General features: G+C 36.4%; 12 protein-coding genes and 2 CRISPR repeat arrays (1 of these 14 cut by a window edge). Of the genes, 8 read left to right on the top strand and 4 right to left on the bottom strand.

Features of this window, described 5'->3' with window-relative positions; all coding sequences use genetic code 11:
* Positions 1-392 precede the first annotated feature (392 nt).
* From QZR76_RS07630 to QZR76_RS07620, 3 genes are read left to right on the top strand one after another with little or no spacing between them, the layout of a single operon-like run.
* The gene (locus QZR76_RS07630; RefSeq protein WP_294141919.1) at positions 393-608 is read left to right on the top strand and encodes a helix-turn-helix transcriptional regulator; all 216 of its coding nucleotides are present in this window, start codon (positions 393-395) and stop codon (positions 606-608) included.
* Positions 605-934: a HipA N-terminal domain-containing protein gene (locus QZR76_RS07625; protein ID WP_294141917.1), complete on the top strand. Its 330-nt coding sequence runs from the start codon at positions 605-607 to the stop codon at positions 932-934. The genes QZR76_RS07630 and QZR76_RS07625 overlap by 4 nt, the downstream gene beginning before the upstream one ends.
* Entirely contained in the window at positions 934-1,875 is a 942-nt protein-coding gene (locus QZR76_RS07620; RefSeq protein ID WP_294141915.1) for a HipA domain-containing protein, read from the top strand. Before QZR76_RS07625 ends, QZR76_RS07620 begins: the two co-directional genes overlap by 1 nt.
* Positions 1,876-2,150: 275 nt before the next feature.
* A CRISPR array of direct repeats spans positions 2,151-3,310; the repeat unit is 30 nt; unit sequence CTATTAATTGAACTATGGAAGAATTGAAAT.
* Between the two features lie 270 nt (positions 3,311-3,580).
* On the opposite strand, the gene QZR76_RS07615 is transcribed toward QZR76_RS07620, so the two are convergent.
* The 3 genes from QZR76_RS07615 to QZR76_RS07605 form a co-directional block, all read right to left on the bottom strand.
* A complete protein-coding gene (locus tag QZR76_RS07615; protein ID WP_294141912.1) occupies positions 3,581-5,086 on the bottom strand; it encodes an RNA-directed DNA polymerase in 1,506 nt (501 codons plus the stop codon).
* Positions 5,087-5,617: 531 nt separating this feature from the next.
* Complete coding sequence (locus tag QZR76_RS07610) at positions 5,618-7,009, bottom strand: P-loop NTPase fold protein (RefSeq protein ID WP_294141910.1); 1,392 nt, start codon at positions 7,007-7,009, stop codon at positions 5,618-5,620.
* 421 nt (positions 7,010-7,430) lie between these two features.
* On the bottom strand, positions 7,431-7,658 hold the full coding sequence (locus QZR76_RS07605) for a helix-turn-helix transcriptional regulator (protein WP_294141908.1): 228 nt from the start codon (positions 7,656-7,658) through the stop codon (positions 7,431-7,433).
* A gap of 190 nt (positions 7,659-7,848) precedes the next feature.
* Between QZR76_RS07605 and QZR76_RS07600 the strand changes: the two genes are divergently transcribed.
* The 5 genes from QZR76_RS07600 to QZR76_RS07580 all read left to right on the top strand — a co-directional run bounded on the left by QZR76_RS07600 (position 7,849) and on the right by QZR76_RS07580 (position 14,476).
* A complete protein-coding gene (locus tag QZR76_RS07600; RefSeq protein ID WP_294141906.1) occupies positions 7,849-11,166 on the top strand; it encodes a SusC/RagA family TonB-linked outer membrane protein in 3,318 nt (1,105 codons plus the stop codon).
* A gap of 4 nt (positions 11,167-11,170) precedes the next feature.
* The gene (locus QZR76_RS07595; protein ID WP_294141904.1) at positions 11,171-12,691 is read left to right on the top strand and encodes a RagB/SusD family nutrient uptake outer membrane protein; all 1,521 of its coding nucleotides are present in this window, start codon (positions 11,171-11,173) and stop codon (positions 12,689-12,691) included.
* 18 nt (positions 12,692-12,709) lie between these two features.
* The gene (locus QZR76_RS07590; protein ID WP_294141902.1) at positions 12,710-13,333 is read left to right on the top strand and encodes a fasciclin domain-containing protein; all 624 of its coding nucleotides are present in this window, start codon (positions 12,710-12,712) and stop codon (positions 13,331-13,333) included.
* A gap of 12 nt (positions 13,334-13,345) precedes the next feature.
* Positions 13,346-13,762, top strand: coding sequence for a hypothetical protein (locus QZR76_RS07585; RefSeq protein WP_294141900.1), 417 nt, complete (start codon positions 13,346-13,348; stop codon positions 13,760-13,762).
* 144 nt (positions 13,763-13,906) lie between these two features.
* Positions 13,907-14,476 carry a DNA-3-methyladenine glycosylase I gene (locus QZR76_RS07580; protein ID WP_294141898.1) on the top strand — a complete coding sequence of 190 codons (570 nt, stop codon included), beginning with the start codon at positions 13,907-13,909 and terminating at the stop codon, positions 14,474-14,476.
* Positions 14,477-14,688: 212 nt separating this feature from the next.
* Here the strand turns inward: QZR76_RS07580 and QZR76_RS07575 are convergent, their stop codons facing one another.
* The gene (locus QZR76_RS07575; RefSeq protein ID WP_294141896.1) at positions 14,689-15,039 is read right to left on the bottom strand and encodes a carboxypeptidase regulatory-like domain-containing protein; all 351 of its coding nucleotides are present in this window, start codon (positions 15,037-15,039) and stop codon (positions 14,689-14,691) included.
* Positions 15,040-15,635: 596 nt separating this feature from the next.
* Positions 15,636-16,425: direct repeats of the CRISPR family, unit length 29 nt; unit sequence TATTAATTGAACTATAGAAGAATTGAAAT; it runs 166 nt beyond the window's last position.

Below are 16,425 nucleotides of genomic sequence, written 5' to 3'. Positions count from 1 at the left end.
AACTATAGAAGAATTGAAATATGATTGGTTAATAGTTGAATGATCACATCGTCATCTATTAATTGAACTATAGAAGAATTGAAATAACTATGTTCCGGACGGTGCGGGCGGCGTGTATATCTATTAATTGAACTATAGAAGAATTGAAATAAAGGTAATAAATTCTGGATGTTAAGGCATAAACACCTATTAATTGAACTATAGAAGAATTGAAATTTATCCATCCGAGCAAGAACAGCGTGTTCTCCCGGTTGCTATTAATTGAACTATGGAAAATAAGAGTTGGATATTTTATACCCTTTGGGGTGTAAGGATACTATATGTTAATATTTTATACCCTATGAGGTATAATATAAATATAATTCTTATATTTGTACCCAAACGGGTATAATATGAAAAATCGGACTATAGCGGAATACGTAAAACAGATGCGTAAAGAAACAGGACTTACTCAAGTGGATTTGTCTGAAAAAGCAGGTGTCGGTCTGCGTTTTCTTCGTGAGTTGGAACAAGGAAAAGAAACACTTCGATTGGATAAAGTAAATCAGGTTCTTAGTTTGTTCGGAAGTGAAGTAGGTGTCGTATCGATCAAAAGAGATAAGGTATGAAAAAGGCTGAAATTTATGTTGGTAATCAATTAGCCGGAATTTTAATCGAGGATGAGAATGGGTTTACATTTACTTATACTGATGAATATATCTCAAGAGATGAGTCACAACCTGTTAGTCTAACTCTTCCTGTTGTTTCTACTCCTTATAGGAGTTCTGTACTATTTCCATTTTTTGACGGATTAATTCCTGAAGGTTGGTTATTGGATATCGTTGAACGGAATTGGAAAATTAATAGTCGTGATCGCATGGAGCTTCTTTTAGCTTGTTGTAAGGATTGCATTGGGAATGTAAGTGTTGTCGCTAAAAGAGAGGAGGACAAATAATGAAGAGATGTTTATACTGCTATCAGGAGTTGGATAATCAAGTGATGGATTATCATTCTCAATGTTCTAAAAAAATGTATGGTTCGGTAGAACCTCCGGTTCTTCCCTATAGAAAAAAAGATTTGGTAAAGCTTGCTGAAAAGGTTGTAAGAAGTCAAACAACACTCACGGGAGTGCAGCCTAAACTTTCTTTGGATATTGAAAAAGCAGAAGGGGCTTCTAAAAGATTTACTATAGTAGGTTTATGGGGACGTTATATTTTGAAACCTCAAAGTCAATATTATGAACACTTGCCGGAGTTAGAGGATCTAACGATGCATTTAGCTGAAATCGCTAAAATAAAAGTTGTTCCTCATTCTTTGATTCGTTTTGAGGATGGGGAGCTATGTTATATAACAAAACGTATTGATCGGGATGCAATGGGGCAGAAATATGCAATGGAAGATATGTGTCAACTTACGGAAAGACTTACCGAATATAAATACAAAGGTTCGTATGAACAGATAGCTAAACATATTCTTAAATATTCCTCCACTCCTAAATTAGATGTGATCAACTTTTGGGAAGAAGTGTTTTTTTCATGGATAACAGGAAATTCGGATATGCATTTGAAGAATTTTTCTTTGTATAGTACAAAACCTTGTAATTATGTATTGACACCAGCTTATGATCTATTGTCTACAAAATTGCTTCTTCCTTTTGATTCCGAAGAATTGGCTTTGACCCTCAACGGGAAAAAGAGAAAAATAAGTAAATCTGATTTTGTAACGGCGATGAAATTGACAGGATTGGAAAATAAGATCATCGAGAATATTTTCAAAAAGTTCGAAAAAGTTCTATCCCAGTGGCTTGATTTTATTGATATTTCTTTTTTAGAGGAAAAAATGAAAGAAGAATTTAAAGAACTCGTTAAAAATAATTTTATATTAATGAGAGGATAAATATTTTAAATATGATAATCGGGGATGAAAAAGCCGGTCTTTCTAATTTTTTATGAAGTCGACCTCTTATTTTAGTGGTAGAAAAGATGATCCCGAGAATGTAAATTGACATGAAAAGTTCTTTGATATATTGATAATAAGTAAATTAGGTGAAGTAGTCGACCTCCCGGTAAAATCTATGAATTAGAGGTCGACTGAAAAATACCTTAGAAAATAAGATACTGACAAAGTATAACTATTTGATTCCTTGTCGATTTTAATTAAATATGTAACGGCTATTAATTGAACTATGGAAGAATTGAAATGAAGTAGTTTGAGAAGTCTGCAAAACCTCATTAACAACTATTAATTGAACTATGGAAGAATTGAAATAGAGGAAGACAATACTTGCTAACATACCAAATACGACTATTAATTGAACTATGGAAGAATTGAAATGAAGAGAAAAAGAGATATCAGGAATTAAAAGAGATAGCTATTAATTGAACTATGGAAGAATTGAAATAGAGGGCTACCTTCAGAAGAGGCAGAATTTTGATAAACTATTAATTGAACTATGGAAGAATTGAAATTATATAACTCCTTTTTCTTCTGATTATTCTCCGCATCTATTAATTGAACTATGGAAGAATTGAAATTAACCTTTGCAGCACGTTTATTACCAGCACTACCAACTATTAATTGAACTATGGAAGAATTGAAATTGTGGGATGAGACCTTCCTTAACAAAATAAGCAGTTTCTATTAATTGAACTATGGAAGAATTGAAATAGAGTCGATCGAGTTCAAAATGATATGCCGGGATCCCTATTAATTGAACTATGGAAGAATTGAAATCGTGTCACGAGGTCTCGAGTGGATGAAAGTTGATAAACTATTAATTGAACTATGGAAGAATTGAAATGAGCGAAACTTTGAGGCTGAAATAATTCGATTGAAACTATTAATTGAACTATGGAAGAATTGAAATTGGTATCTTCGGAAGGTGTCGGCATTTTATGCGTGGCTATTAATTGAACTATGGAAGAATTGAAATTTTCTTTCTTTGCGTCCTGGTTAAAGTCGGGGTACTTCTATTAATTGAACTATGGAAGAATTGAAATTAGGTCATTTGCTCAGATTTACAAAGAGTTGCCTGACTATTAATTGAACTATGGAAGAATTGAAATAGTATAAAACATTCTAAATACTGCACGACATGAATCCTATTAATTGAACTATGGAAGAATTGAAATAAGAGGTTTCTCCCTCTGTTTCTCCCGTCGTTGAATCCTATTAATTGAACTATGGAAGAATTGAAATAAATCATTCGCGAGCCTTTCAACAGCAGGAATAAATCTATTAATTGAACTATGGAAGAATTGAAATGTTGCAGAGGATAGCAAATGCGCTTAACGTCGATCTTCTATTAATTGAACTATGTGACCAGAACGATATCAACGAAGATACCAAGATGCAATTGGAATTGATTAATCAGACGTTGGCGGAATTGCAGGTTAAAAGTAAAAAGATAGATTCTTCACAAAAGATCGGATTCAAATTGCCGGAGGATAAATAGTTTTATTGTTTTTGAAATTTAATATTGGATAATGTAAACTTCTAATTTGATCCCGAGGGACGGTTCTTGGGGGTCAAAAATAAACCCGGAGAACCGTCCCCGGGGATTACTAGGATCGTCATCAGAGTTATATTTGGCCTTAAAGAATTAGTAGTCGAAAACAGAAACCTCATCTATATCAATAATGGGTGTATATTTATCTCTAATCCAATTTGTGCACATACTATATAATGGGAAACCAACGGTATATTCATCTTTTAACCATTGATTATTCCATATTTGTATATCGGGTTCTCCCTTTACTATTTTGCATAATGGTTCCGTATATCCCATATCACTTGTCATATGAAAAGTGATACGTTGCATCCATAACTCTAAATAACCAATATTAGGTAAGCGGGAGAATTTATTACTTATATTTTTTGCAATTTTCTCCCTTTCTTTAGTTGTTTTCAAATGATTAATAAGATTACTAATTATTGAAACAGCCAAGCTATATACTTTAGGACTGTTCATTGCTATCTCTGTTATGATAGCAGATAAGACATTTGCGTCCTCTTTTAAATTCTCTATTGTTGATAATCGTTTTAGGAACATTGTCAATAATTTAGATAGCGTTCCTGAATTTGGATGTTTTTTTGAGAATTGTAATATAAAGAGTAATTCTTGTTGAAAAGTATTAAATATAGTTCTTTCTCCCTTATAAATAGGGATATTTGCGATATAATACAATTTATCTTCTTTGATTGAATTTTCGACGATATCTTCACTTAATTTTGTTTTAATACTATTCAGTTGAAAATTCAATTTGGCAAGAGTTATCTGGAGGGTCATCGTGATTTTTTCAATTTCTTCTTTATTATTACTAAATATACGGTAATCATCACGATAACGTAATATTTTATAATCGGTTATACCTTTCTTTTGCAGTTCTTTAAAAAGTAATAGATCTGAATAGCCTAATACTATTTCAGCAATAAAATCAAATAATATACTTCCTTGAGGAATACCATTAGTTTGCCCATATTGCATACCCATAATATAGTTATCTATTAACTTACCTAAATTCTTTTCCTCTCGATGTTCCTTTGCATAATCCATTCCATGTAACGCCCACGAAACAGAATGAGTATAAATTGAACAATAACAATTTGTTATATCAGTAATAAAAATATATTTATACTCTAATGAAAGTTCTATAGAACGTTGCTCTATATGTTCCCACCATGATTTTATAGTAGTAGCCATCGTACTCTTATCGTTCTCTTCTTTAACTAATGGTATACTAACAACTTCGAGATTAGGATTCTTAAAATCATTAAATCGTTTTTTCAAGAACTTCCAATTTGTATCCTTTGTTATTTCTCTTGCCAAAAAGTAATATAAAAAAGGGTTTGCCAATTGTAAGGGACGATAAGCATATCGTCCATCTTTATTTACTAAAAAATCATAATTTACTGTGTCGTAATCAGATGGAGATATCTTTTTATCCTTTAAACACATTCTAAAATCTTTTTCTCCTATTTTATTTTTCACAAAATCTAAAATCTTTTTGAATTCAAAATATTTAGGGAAAGAAATTGTAGTGTAATTTGATGTTTGCAAAAAGTAATCTAATGCTTTAGTTCTTGTTAAGTCTAATATGGTTTTCATATATATATATTTAATAAACAAAGATACTTTTTTTTATATATTATGGATGCACGTGTAAATAATTAATACATTCGGAAGATTTGAAAAGTAAAGAATTTTGTCTAACGACATAAAAGTTATAAAGTTTTTTGTTCAGAAGTTATATGTAATATTGCTTGTACTATAAATATGATTATCTAAAATTACTTTATATTTAATGTGATCTTATTTATGTAAATCTCAACTTCTTTAGATGTTTATTTATCTCATCTTTTGGTTTTTGTAATTCTTTTATTAATCTTTTTTCTTTTTTGATTTGATAAAAATCATTACTAGCAATATCTTTCATCGTTTTTAATTCAATAAAATTTGTTTGTTAGTTCTTTTTTATTTGCTAATAATAAAATTGATAGACTAACTTCAATGATTGCATCGATATTTGGAGTTAAAATATTAAGCCAAAATTTTATATAGTTCCTGTTAATCCTAATTTTGAATTGCTTATGATATTAGTAATATGATTGTATCTATGAATGGAATATTTTATGTTTTTTATAATAGATATTTTGACATTTTGATAAATATATCCTGTGTTCTTTCTGTAACGACATTATAATCTAAATTTACATATTCATATGGGATGTCTATTATTATTTTTCTTTTTTTATCAATTTTAGGATTAACAGGAATATTGATAGAAGTATTCCAATTTTTAGTATTTTTAGTTGGAAAATTTAATTTGTCTATTTTACTTGCCAGATTAGTAAACCAGCATACTCCGACTATATTAAATAGTAAGTTTGCAATTTCATTTTTGTTGTTTCCCCAATTGTTAAAATCTGTAATAGTAGGTGTGGGGATTTCTAATCTACGTAAAAAAACAAGTAAAAGGGTTACTGTATTAATTGTTGATATTTTATATTTATCAATGACTGGTATAAAACCTGGTTTTATTTCTTTTTCTAATTCAGATGTGTAACATATAAAATCGCGTATAGAAATATCTCTCATTTTTTTTATTATACTACTAACATTAAGAAATTCATTGCCATTACAATTGAATAATTTGGACAGGGTTGTGATTTTATATTTATGTTTAGCATTGTTTAAGGAATAGTGGAAGGGATTAGTAGAGAAAAATTTTCGAATATATCCATCAAAATGAGTTTTGCTACCATAGAAATGTTCGAAGATAGACTTTATATTTTCATAATGACATGCAAGTATAATATTATCAAAATTGAACTTATTGTTTTGTTGGTTAAATTCCCCTTCATCTGGTAAAGCATTAACTCTGTCAATATGGGCTGTTAGTATATTTAATATCCGAAATATATGAGCGGGATCTATACGATCTAAATCTTCAATTAGGCAAACAACTTTTTTACCTTTCTTTTTAATAGTATTTACGCACTTTGTAATAATACTTGAAAATGTATCATATTCACAACTTCCTGGTTTTTGAGAGAAACCTTTAAAATAGTCTTCTAATAAGTCTTGTATGCCTTTTTGGCTCTCTTTTTTATTTTGCCTATATTTTGAAAGATGCTTGAGACACTTTTGTACAAATTCTACAGGGGTTTTTGTATATGGGATACAACTTAAAAGATCTAATATAATATCTTCTCCTTTATTGAATAAATAATATTGAGCATGTAATGAGGTATCTATGATTTCTTCTTCTTGTAATTCATTACTCGCAAATAATTGAATTAAAATATCTTTTTTTATTAATTCAAATATATCTTTATTATCTTCAACTTGATAGTTTACGGGATATATCTTAACACAATAAATTTCTTCTTTATAATTATCAAAAAAATGATTTAGAAAAAAAGTTTTTCCATCTCCAAATTGAGCAGAAAACATTATTCGTTCATTGTAACTTAAATAATTGTAAAATCGAGATGTTTCATCATCAATTGGAATTACATTTTCGGTCATAATAGTTTTTTATTAATCTCTAAAAATAAGTTATTTGAAACTAAGATATAAATTTTATTCAAAAAGATTAGAATTAACGTATAAAATATAGTTTATTAATTTTCTAATTGAGTTACAAAAATACTGTTCTAGAATATATAGTTATTATTTTGGAAATTGTTCTTAGTACTTTTTCTCGTATTCCTTCGATGTTAGAAGCATTGCCTTTTAAAACGTACTTCTATTTTACTATTAGAATATAATAGAATAAAATAGCTTATTTTTAATAGATATTTGGATTATTGGAAAATAGTTTGTATATTTGCCAATGTGTAGTGTAAAAGGTGTGTGTTGGTTTTTTATGGTGTTGAGATGGAATAAGATATTATTCCATTGTTATATTAGTAACTATATAAACTGAAACTATGAAAAAAGCTACAGCCTATAAAGGTTTTTCCGGTAAAAAATCTTTCGGAGAACATTTGAATATTTTAGCAAGTTCATTTAAATGATCTATATTATAGGCTTTGTCCTCTATTGGAGATTCTATTTGACTAATAAAAGATTGTGATATATTAAGACAGTCAGCGATATATTGTTGACTCCAATCTTTTTTCATCCGTCGCTCTCGAACATTTTGAACAACATACATTTCAATTTTTGATTTCATGATGAATTTTATTAAATGACAGCGCAATAAAGCAATTTTGTATGTATGTTATCATAATCTATAGATTATAAAATATAATCTATAGGTATTTGTTTTAGGGAATAAAAAACGGAGGAAGTGCCTCTCTGTCTGGTAAACAAGAACACTTCCTCCTGAATCAGTCAATAATTATTAACTAACAATCAAAGTTATGAAAAAAACTTATGATCGAAAAGTGTTTAAGCGAAAATTGCCCGGCAGGAGGATTCGGGTGATTATTATTCTGTTGCAAACGGTGGTGCTCGTGGGATTTCCCCTGATGATGCAGGCGAATACCCAAGATTCTACCCGGCAAAAAAGTTACGTGATCAAGGGGAGGGTTGTGGATGAAAAAAGCGAGCCTTTACCGGGGGTGACCGTCCGGTTGGATAGTACTTTTTTAGGGTGTACGACCGATAAAAAGGGGCATTTTTCTTTTCTTTTACCCCGGAAGACGGGAAAACTGATTTTCTCGTTTGTGGGGTTTAAAACGGTAAAAATGGATTTTAATGCCGATACGTTTTTGTCCGTGAAGATGAAAGAGGATGTTTCAACGTTGGACGAGGTGACGATCGTTGCTTACGGAACGCAGAGCAGGAGGGAGGTGATCGGGGCCATGTCGACCGTAAGGGCAGAGGAGATAAAGGATATTCCCACGCCCTCGTTAGCCAATCTCTTGCAGGGGAGAGTGCCCGGGATGAACGTGATCAATGCCACGGGAGCACCCGGTGGTGGCGGTATATCGGTGACCATACGAGGGTTTAACAGTCTCTCGATCGAAGCCTCCCGAAGAGGGTCGGAACCGCTCTGGGTGATCGACGGGATTCCCATGTTGTCGTTTACTTCGCCCATTACCGGAACCAATACCGTGGCGGAGATAGACCCGAACGATATCGAGAGCGTACAGGTGCTGAAAGATGCCGCTTCCGCTTCCATATACGGGTCGAGGGCGGCAAACGGGGTGATTTTGGTCACCACGAAAAAAGGACGTTTGAACGAGCGGGCCAAGGTGAATATCAACGTATCCCGGACATTTGCCTTTAATCCTTCCTTGCCCGACCTGACCGGGGGCAACGCGGAGCGACACCATCGGATGGAGGCGTTGAAGAATCTGCAGCAGTCTTACTACGACCCGGAAACCAACACTTATCGGTACGTGGATTCCTACGAGCAGTCTTACCGGATGGGATTGCATTACAACTATTTCTGGAATCAGGGGGCCGGGACTTCGGTTGCTCCCTATCAGGATAGCCTGAACAAATTTTACAACAACTCTACCAATATGTTCGATTACTATTTTCGGACGGCGAAGGTGACGGATGCTAACCTGCAATTGAACGGGGGAACCCGGCAGGTCAGCTATAACGTGGGACTCGGTTATTATAATGAGGACGGCGTGTTGCGTAACACGGGGTTTAGCCGGATCAAGCTGTTGAGCAATTTTACGGTACGTCCCTTTGAAAGCATGGAGGCAAACCTGCGTTTTTATATAGCACGCACGGGACGGAAACGTTCTTCCCGTTTAAGTAGCGTTAGCGGTTTCTTCTCGGGAATGGAGCTGGAGCAAATACCGGAAGAGTTGATGGATTATCCGACTCTTTATCCCGGGCCGGGGCATCCTGCTTTCGAGGAGACGGTAAAACGTTTTAATTCGATCATCGAGAAAAACGAGTCCTATCGTTTACGGGCGAGCTTCGATCTGAGCTACGAGTTTATCAAGGGATTGGAGTGGAGGTCTTCGCTCTCCCTCGATTATTCGCAACAGAACCATAACTTCTTTACTCCTTCCGAACTTGACGAGTATTACGAGTCTTTCTCGTTGGGACAGATCGGGCGTAACCTGATGTTGTTGAACGAGAATCTGTTGACTTTTAAACATCGTTTTAGGGAGGATCATGCCATCGATCTATTGGTCGGACTCTCTTTTCAGGCGGATGAGATGAATTTTAACAAGGGGTGGGGGAAGCGGGCCCCGAGCGATCTGATCCATTACGTGTCGTGGAGGGGAAACGTGTTCGATGTACCGGATAAACGAGCGTTGAAGGATTTTATGAGCAGTCGGGAGAAAAGTACGATGGTCGGCCTTTTCGGACGGATTAATTACAATTTCCGACAAAAATACTTAGCTTCTTTTACCTTGCGCCGGGATGCCTCTTCCAAGTTCGGAGAAAAGGTGCGTTGGGGGACTTTTCCCTCTTATGCCGTGGGATATGCCTTTTCGGAAGAGCCGTTTATGGATTGGAGCCGAAGCGTGTTGGATTTCGGGAAGATCAGGGTGAGCCTGGGGAAGTCGGGCCGGCAATTCGACCAGCCTTATATAGCGTATGGTTTATTGCTTCCGGGAGATCCTTTTTTAGGAAAGCCGACGGTTCAGCCCTATTTGGCGGAAGGGTTGATCAACCGGGAACTGACATGGGAGGAAACCCGGCAATGGGATGCGGGAATAGACCTCGATTTCTTTAATTACAGGTTGGGAATTACCTTCGATTACTATTACCGGTATACGGATAAGTTGTTGTATAAGGTCGGGTTACCGGGAGATTATTCAGGCTTTCTCCTGCAATGGCAGAATGCTTACGCGATTTCGAACGAAGGGGTGGAGTTGCAGGTGAAATGGGATATTGTCCGGAAAAACAAATGGCAATGGGATATGACGTTTAATATAGCCCGTAACTGGAATCGTCTGGAAAAGAGTACGAACGGGAGAGATTTTTGGACGGAAAACAGGTATAATAATTTGAACATCATCGGGAAACCCCTGAACGGAATTTACGCTTTTCAGACGAACGGTTATTACTCGGATCAGAAGGAAGTTCCCTATACCTATCAGAGCGGGAGGTACACGCCTCTTTGTGTCTCCACGAATCAGTTCTATCGTCCGGGAAACCGGGTTTTTGTCGATACGGACGGTAACGGTAGGATAGAGGCGGATCTGCCTTACGCCGATGACCGGGTCTATGTCGGTTCTCCGCTCCCCATTGCTCACGGGGGGATTACTTCCACGTTGAATTGGAAAGGATTCGATTTGAATATGTTGTTTAACTACGTGCTGGGACGTCATATACTGAACGCGGGAAGAGGGGCCAGTGTGGGGACTGTGGTCGGGGCAGGTATAAAGGATATCGTGAAACCCGTATTTGCCGATCTGACTAAGGTCACTTTTTGGAAAAAACCGGGAGACAAGAGCGATTTCCCGAGAAATAGCGTGGAGATGGGTTTGAAAGATTTCTCTACTTATATAGCGAGCAACGTACAAAAAGTAAACTTTATCAAATTAAAGACCATGACGGTAGGGTATACCTTACCCGAAGCGATAAAGAAAAAGATCGGGTTCGGCGTCCGTGTTTTCGTGTCGGGGGAGAATCTTTTTACTTGGACAAACTACACGGGGCCCGATCCGGAATCCGTCGACATGGTGTCCGGCATCGATAATTTAAGCAATTATCCTTTGGCCCGGCGAGTGACTTTAGGTTTAACCGTTAATTTGTAAAACGATGATCAGGATTATCTATTTTATACCCTTGTTGTTGCTGTGTTGGGGATGCAACGACTTTTTGAACGAGGAGCCGGAAGTTTCCGTTACGAATAATAACTATTGGAAGACGGAACAGGACGTGGAGAGTGCCGTTTACGGAATGCATTTGCAATTTCGTTATGCGATGGGGAACGGTAACCCGCAGGATCGGGATCGGGGAGTGATATTCGATATGTTGCCTGCTCCTTGGCTGCGTTTAGTGAATAACGATTTACGTTCGTTTTATCAGATTTCGGATTCACGTCTTTTTTGGAGGGACTATTATAATGTAATCTGCCTTGCCAATTCGATTCTCGATAATATTTCCCGGGCTTCGTTACCCGAAGAAAGATATCGTTTTTATTTGGGACAGACGTTGGTGGTCCGGGCATGGGTTTATTTTTATATTATTTGCAATTGGGGAGACGCTCCCTGGATCGAGCACAATGAGGACGTGGGAGAGAAAGGACGTATCCTCTGGCAGAAGATTGCGGAGTATATTATTCTTGATTTGAAAAAGGCGATAGAGCTGTTACCACGGGCCTATGATTTACAGGACAGTAAAGGGAAGTCTATCGAGAGTAAACAGATACCTTCCAAGGGAACGGCTCATGCCGTATTAGCACAGGTATATGCATGGAAAGCCGGATTAAACCGGGAACCGGAGTTAAACCGGTTGGCTTTGGCGGAGTGTGATTCCGTTATCGCCGATCCCTCGTACGAATTAGTCGGTTCGATTCGGGAGGTATGCGAAACGGTGATGTTAGGAAACAGCCGGGAGGGAATTTTTGAATTGAATTATGGGAAAGATTCCGATGGAGATTTATCTCTTAAAGGGGGATATGCCGACCTTTGTCAAAGATGGCCTGTCGTACCTTTAACTACTCCGGCCACCTATTCAAGAGGTCTGCTTTCCATTAGTAGTGCGGCGGTATACCGTTTGTATCCCGATAAAACGGATCAGCGGCGGGAAGAGTATTTTTATAAATTGGATAGCATGGCCGGAGTATCGACTGCCATCACGAGGGGAAGGGCATATATACGAAAGATACGCCATGTTGTCACTTATGTAGGTGGTTTGTTGGATGGAAGGTTTAAAGGATACGAGGATAACCAAATTCTTATCCGGTTAGCCGATATTCTTTTGTTGCGGGCCGAGCTAAGGGCTAAAACGGGAGATACCGGGGGTGCTATCGCCGACCTGAACCGTGTCCGTCGTCGGGCGGGGGCCTTGGAGTACCCGTCCGGGGAAGCCGACTTGAAGGAAGCGATTGCACTTGAACGGGACCGGGAACTTTTTTGTGAAGGAATCACGATTCGCTTTTTCGATATTCTGCGTAACGGTACTTTCCGGGAAAAGTTAAGAGGGGGATTTAAAACGTTAAGTGATCAGGATGTGGAGGAAGGTGCTTTATTTCTCCCGGTGGGTAGGAGTGCATTCTTTAATAATACGCTTATGCAACAAAATATCTATTGGAAAAAGCAAGGTTTTCAAAATTAAAATCTAAAATCACAGATTATGAAAAAGATATACGCAATTGTATTGTTTGCTTCCTTTTTATGGGGATGTGATAATAACTATTTTCACGATACCGGATTAGCGAATGGGGTACATAATTGTACAATGTGGGAGTATTTGCAGTCCGATCATGAAAATTGGGACTCCACTGTTTTATTGATCGAACGGGCCGGGCTTACGGCCCTATTCGAGGGAAAATCTACCGAATATCCGGAGATCACCTTTTTCGGGCCGACTAACCTCTCGATCATTCAATTTTTGTTGACGACAACGAATCGTGCCGGGAATCGGCTTTACCACCGGATTGCCGACGTTCCGGTAGAGGTCTGCGAACGTTTGGTGAAATCCCATATCATTCCCGGTAGAAAGATGAAAGAGGATTTTGATTACGAGGTAAGGGGAACCCTTACGGGAGGAACACTCCTCCGGACAATGACCGGAGTCGAACTACGGATTTACCGGATAAAAAGCAGCTATAATGGTATTCCCGATATCGGTTCTGAAGGGTTAGCTATTCATGCTTTAGTCAATGGCTTTATGACGGGAGTGGCCTCTGCCGATATCGTGACCAATACGGGGATAGTACACTCTTTAAGTTACAGTTATCAAATGGTCGAACTTTAAACACGAATACAGATGAAAGTAATATATAAAGTATCGGTTATTGTATCGGTTCTATGTGCAGGCATCGGTTGTCAGAATATAACGGTGGGTTACCTGATGACCCGGAACGCGAAATATACCCCGGATTCGATGGTCGTAAAAGCCGTGTTGGACCCGGTAACGGATGCCCGCCGGATTCAATTCCGTATTCCTTGGCAATCTACAGGTATGGAAGGTGTGGAGGGAACAACTCCGGTGCGCTATTCGATCCGGAGTATCGGTAGTGAAAACGCCGGGTTTTTATCACAATTTCGGATGTACGGGAAAGGAATCATCGAATTGCCTTATAATCATACGGTTCCTGTTGGGAGATATGTAATTAATCTACGGGTGGAAAACGAAGGTTATACCCATGATTTAGACTCCGTTTTTACGGTGATCGTCCGGTAAAAGAGAGGGGAGAAATCCCCTTTCTATTGTAAATTAATAAGATTAAGTGATTAGGGGATTTTGTGATTGGAGATTTCCCTGAAAAGGAGATAGAATTTGATGAAATGTACTATATTTGTTTTCAAATGAAACTATTTTATCAATATGGATTTATCATTAAAACGTTGTGATTGGTGTGGAACTGACCCGTTATACATGGAGTACCATGATAACGAATGGGGAAAAGAGGTTACTGACGACCAAAAAATGTTTGAGTTTTTGGTATTGGAAAGCTCACAGGCGGGATTAAGCTGGATTACGATTTTGCGTAGGCGTGAAAATTACAGAAAAGCTTTTGCCGGTTTCGATGTTCATAAAGTAGCGGCCTTTACGGAAGAAGATATGAACAGGTTAATGCAGGATTCAGGAATTATCCGAAACAGAAGGAAGATTGAAGCCACGGTGACCAATGCAAAACTTTTTATTGAAATTCAAAAGGAGTTCGGTTCTTTTTGTAACTACATAAAATCTTTTCTTCCTGACAATAAACCTGTAATAAATTACTGGAAAACTCAGCGTGAAATTCCTGCCTCTACGGCATTGTCCGATGCTATAAGTAAGGATATGAAGAAACGCGGTTTTAAATTTTTCGGTACAACCATTTGTTATGCTCATTTGCAAGCCGTAGGATATGTGAATGACCATCTTATAGATTGTCATTGCAGGAATTTTTAATTTAAAGGGATTTATAATCTGTTATGCCCGGAAGATTTTCAATGTGTTTGATTTGTTAACGGTTAGATTGCCGGTCGGAAGGATCTTTACGCGATGGAAATAAATAGGGTAACTTTATACTGTTAGTGGTCGGAAGCAAATTCCGACCACTTTTTGATTTACTTCCCTCTTTTAAGTTAAAGCATTTATTTTACACTCACTTAAAATTGGGGTTAATTTGAATTTCGAGTTAAATAAACGGTCACATTGCTGCAATCTGTGTTTTCCCAATCAAAACTGACGGTCTTGGTTCCGTATTGGTTGTAATCCGGATCGGAAAATCTTAAGTTTGAGGGACTGTTGCTAACAGAAATGGAAAATTTTCCGTTAGCATTGGTTCTTTCCGAATTTAAAACACCAGTACTTGTGATCTCTTCAACTTGGATTCCTTCCAAAACTTCATGGGTAGTTGCATCATACACTGTTCCGCTGATCGTTCCCAAGGTTTGCGGAGCGGTAAAATTCGTGAAGGCAAAACCTATCGCCATAGATAGGATGAGGCCGATAAAAATAGTTTTTTTCATTGGTAGTTTTTTTTAGGTTTAACGAAAAAAAGATATAGTGCACAGCCCCTTTTGAGAATATTTCCTGTAAGTTATGACATTTTTTTTGATTAAACAAGAGACTGTTTGGGATTCTGTGATTGAAAAATTTATGATTTCGGATTTTAGATTTACGATTTAAAGAAACAAGGGATTCGGGGATTAAAGGATTCAGTGATTGAGGATTAAAGAGATTTACGATTTCGGATTTTAGATTTATGATTTAAAGAAACAAGGGATTCGGGGATTAAAGAATAAAGAGATTTAGGAAATTTGTGACTGGGTTTTATTTGTTTTGTGATTTTTTGTTTCTTGTATTAAATATTGTATTTTTATAGGGATAATAAAAAGTGATTGAAGTCGACCTCTTGTTTTAATGGTTAAAAAGATGGCTTTGAAAATACAAATTAACATGAAAAGTTCTTTGATGTATTGATAATAAGTAAATTAAGAGAAGTCGTCGATCTCCCGGTAAAATCTACGAATTAGGGGTCGACTGAAAAATACCTTAGAAAATAAGATACTGACAAAGTATAACTATTTGATTCTTTGTCGGTTTTAATTAAATATGTAACGGTTATTAATTGAACTATAGAAGAATTGAAATCGTTTAGAGATTTTATTTATAGGGACGAGGAAATAATTATTAATTGAACTATAGAAGAATTGAAATCAAATTGCAGGAATACGACCGCCTATGCGGCATCTCTTATTAATTGAACTATAGAAGAATTGAAATAGTGTTGAATTAAATGCTCGAGTAGTCATTCCTGAATTATTAATTGAACTATAGAAGAATTGAAATTGAAAGAATCAGTAGGCAACATCTCTTCAACAAGGATTATTAATTGAACTATAGAAGAATTGAAATCAAGGAACGTAACCACGATCTGGCAAGTTAATAGGTTATTAATTGAACTATAGAAGAATTGAAATATGATTGGTTAATAGTTGAATGATCACATCGTCATACTATTAATTGAACTATAGAAGAATTGAAATATTGTTGCGGCGCCAGCCACGAGTAAATTTTGTTTTACTATTAATTGAACTATAGAAGAATTGAAATTACTGGTCGTAGGTTTCGTTCATCGAAATATTTTCAACTATTAATTGAACTATGGAAGAATTGAAATACGGGTAGAAAACAAGGTTAAAACATCAAAAACAAAACTATTAATTGAACTATGGAAGAATTGAAATCGCAAATCGCATCTCCTTATTTCTAATTCTTTTAATCTATTAATTGAACTATGGAAGAATTGAAATTCAGTAACAGCAAACATATCAGTCCGAGGTTTACAACTATTAATTGAACTATGGAAGAATTGAAATGATTCCACGGGTGTAAACCAGATCGATGGCTAT

This window comes from uncultured Sanguibacteroides sp. (assembly GCF_900543425.1).
In the GTDB taxonomy this organism is placed as follows: Bacteria; Bacteroidota; Bacteroidia; order Bacteroidales; family Marinifilaceae; genus Gabonibacter.
The sequence above is the reverse complement of the archived record's forward strand: the minus strand, read 5'-3'. Positions and strand labels throughout refer to the sequence as shown.

Excerpts from the sequence above, each read along its gene's own strand:
- QZR76_RS07630 (WP_294141919.1), top strand. The coding sequence starts at position 393 with ATGAAAAATCGGACTATAGCGGAATACGTAAAACAGATGCGTAAAGAA.
- QZR76_RS07625 (WP_294141917.1), top strand. The coding sequence starts at position 605 with ATGAAAAAGGCTGAAATTTATGTTGGTAATCAATTAGCCGGAATTTTA.
- QZR76_RS07620 (WP_294141915.1), top strand. The coding sequence starts at position 934 with ATGAAGAGATGTTTATACTGCTATCAGGAGTTGGATAATCAAGTGATG.
- QZR76_RS07615 (WP_294141912.1), bottom strand. The coding sequence starts at position 5,086 with ATGAAAACCATATTAGACTTAACAAGAACTAAAGCATTAGATTACTTT.
- QZR76_RS07610 (WP_294141910.1), bottom strand. The coding sequence starts at position 7,009 with ATGACCGAAAATGTAATTCCAATTGATGATGAAACATCTCGATTTTAC.
- QZR76_RS07605 (WP_294141908.1), bottom strand. The coding sequence starts at position 7,658 with ATGAAATCAAAAATTGAAATGTATGTTGTTCAAAATGTTCGAGAGCGA.
- QZR76_RS07600 (WP_294141906.1), top strand. The coding sequence starts at position 7,849 with ATGAAAAAAACTTATGATCGAAAAGTGTTTAAGCGAAAATTGCCCGGC.
- QZR76_RS07595 (WP_294141904.1), top strand. The coding sequence starts at position 11,171 with ATGATCAGGATTATCTATTTTATACCCTTGTTGTTGCTGTGTTGGGGA.
- QZR76_RS07590 (WP_294141902.1), top strand. The coding sequence starts at position 12,710 with ATGAAAAAGATATACGCAATTGTATTGTTTGCTTCCTTTTTATGGGGA.
- QZR76_RS07585 (WP_294141900.1), top strand. The coding sequence starts at position 13,346 with ATGAAAGTAATATATAAAGTATCGGTTATTGTATCGGTTCTATGTGCA.
- QZR76_RS07580 (WP_294141898.1), top strand. The coding sequence starts at position 13,907 with ATGGATTTATCATTAAAACGTTGTGATTGGTGTGGAACTGACCCGTTA.
- QZR76_RS07575 (WP_294141896.1), bottom strand. The coding sequence starts at position 15,039 with ATGAAAAAAACTATTTTTATCGGCCTCATCCTATCTATGGCGATAGGT.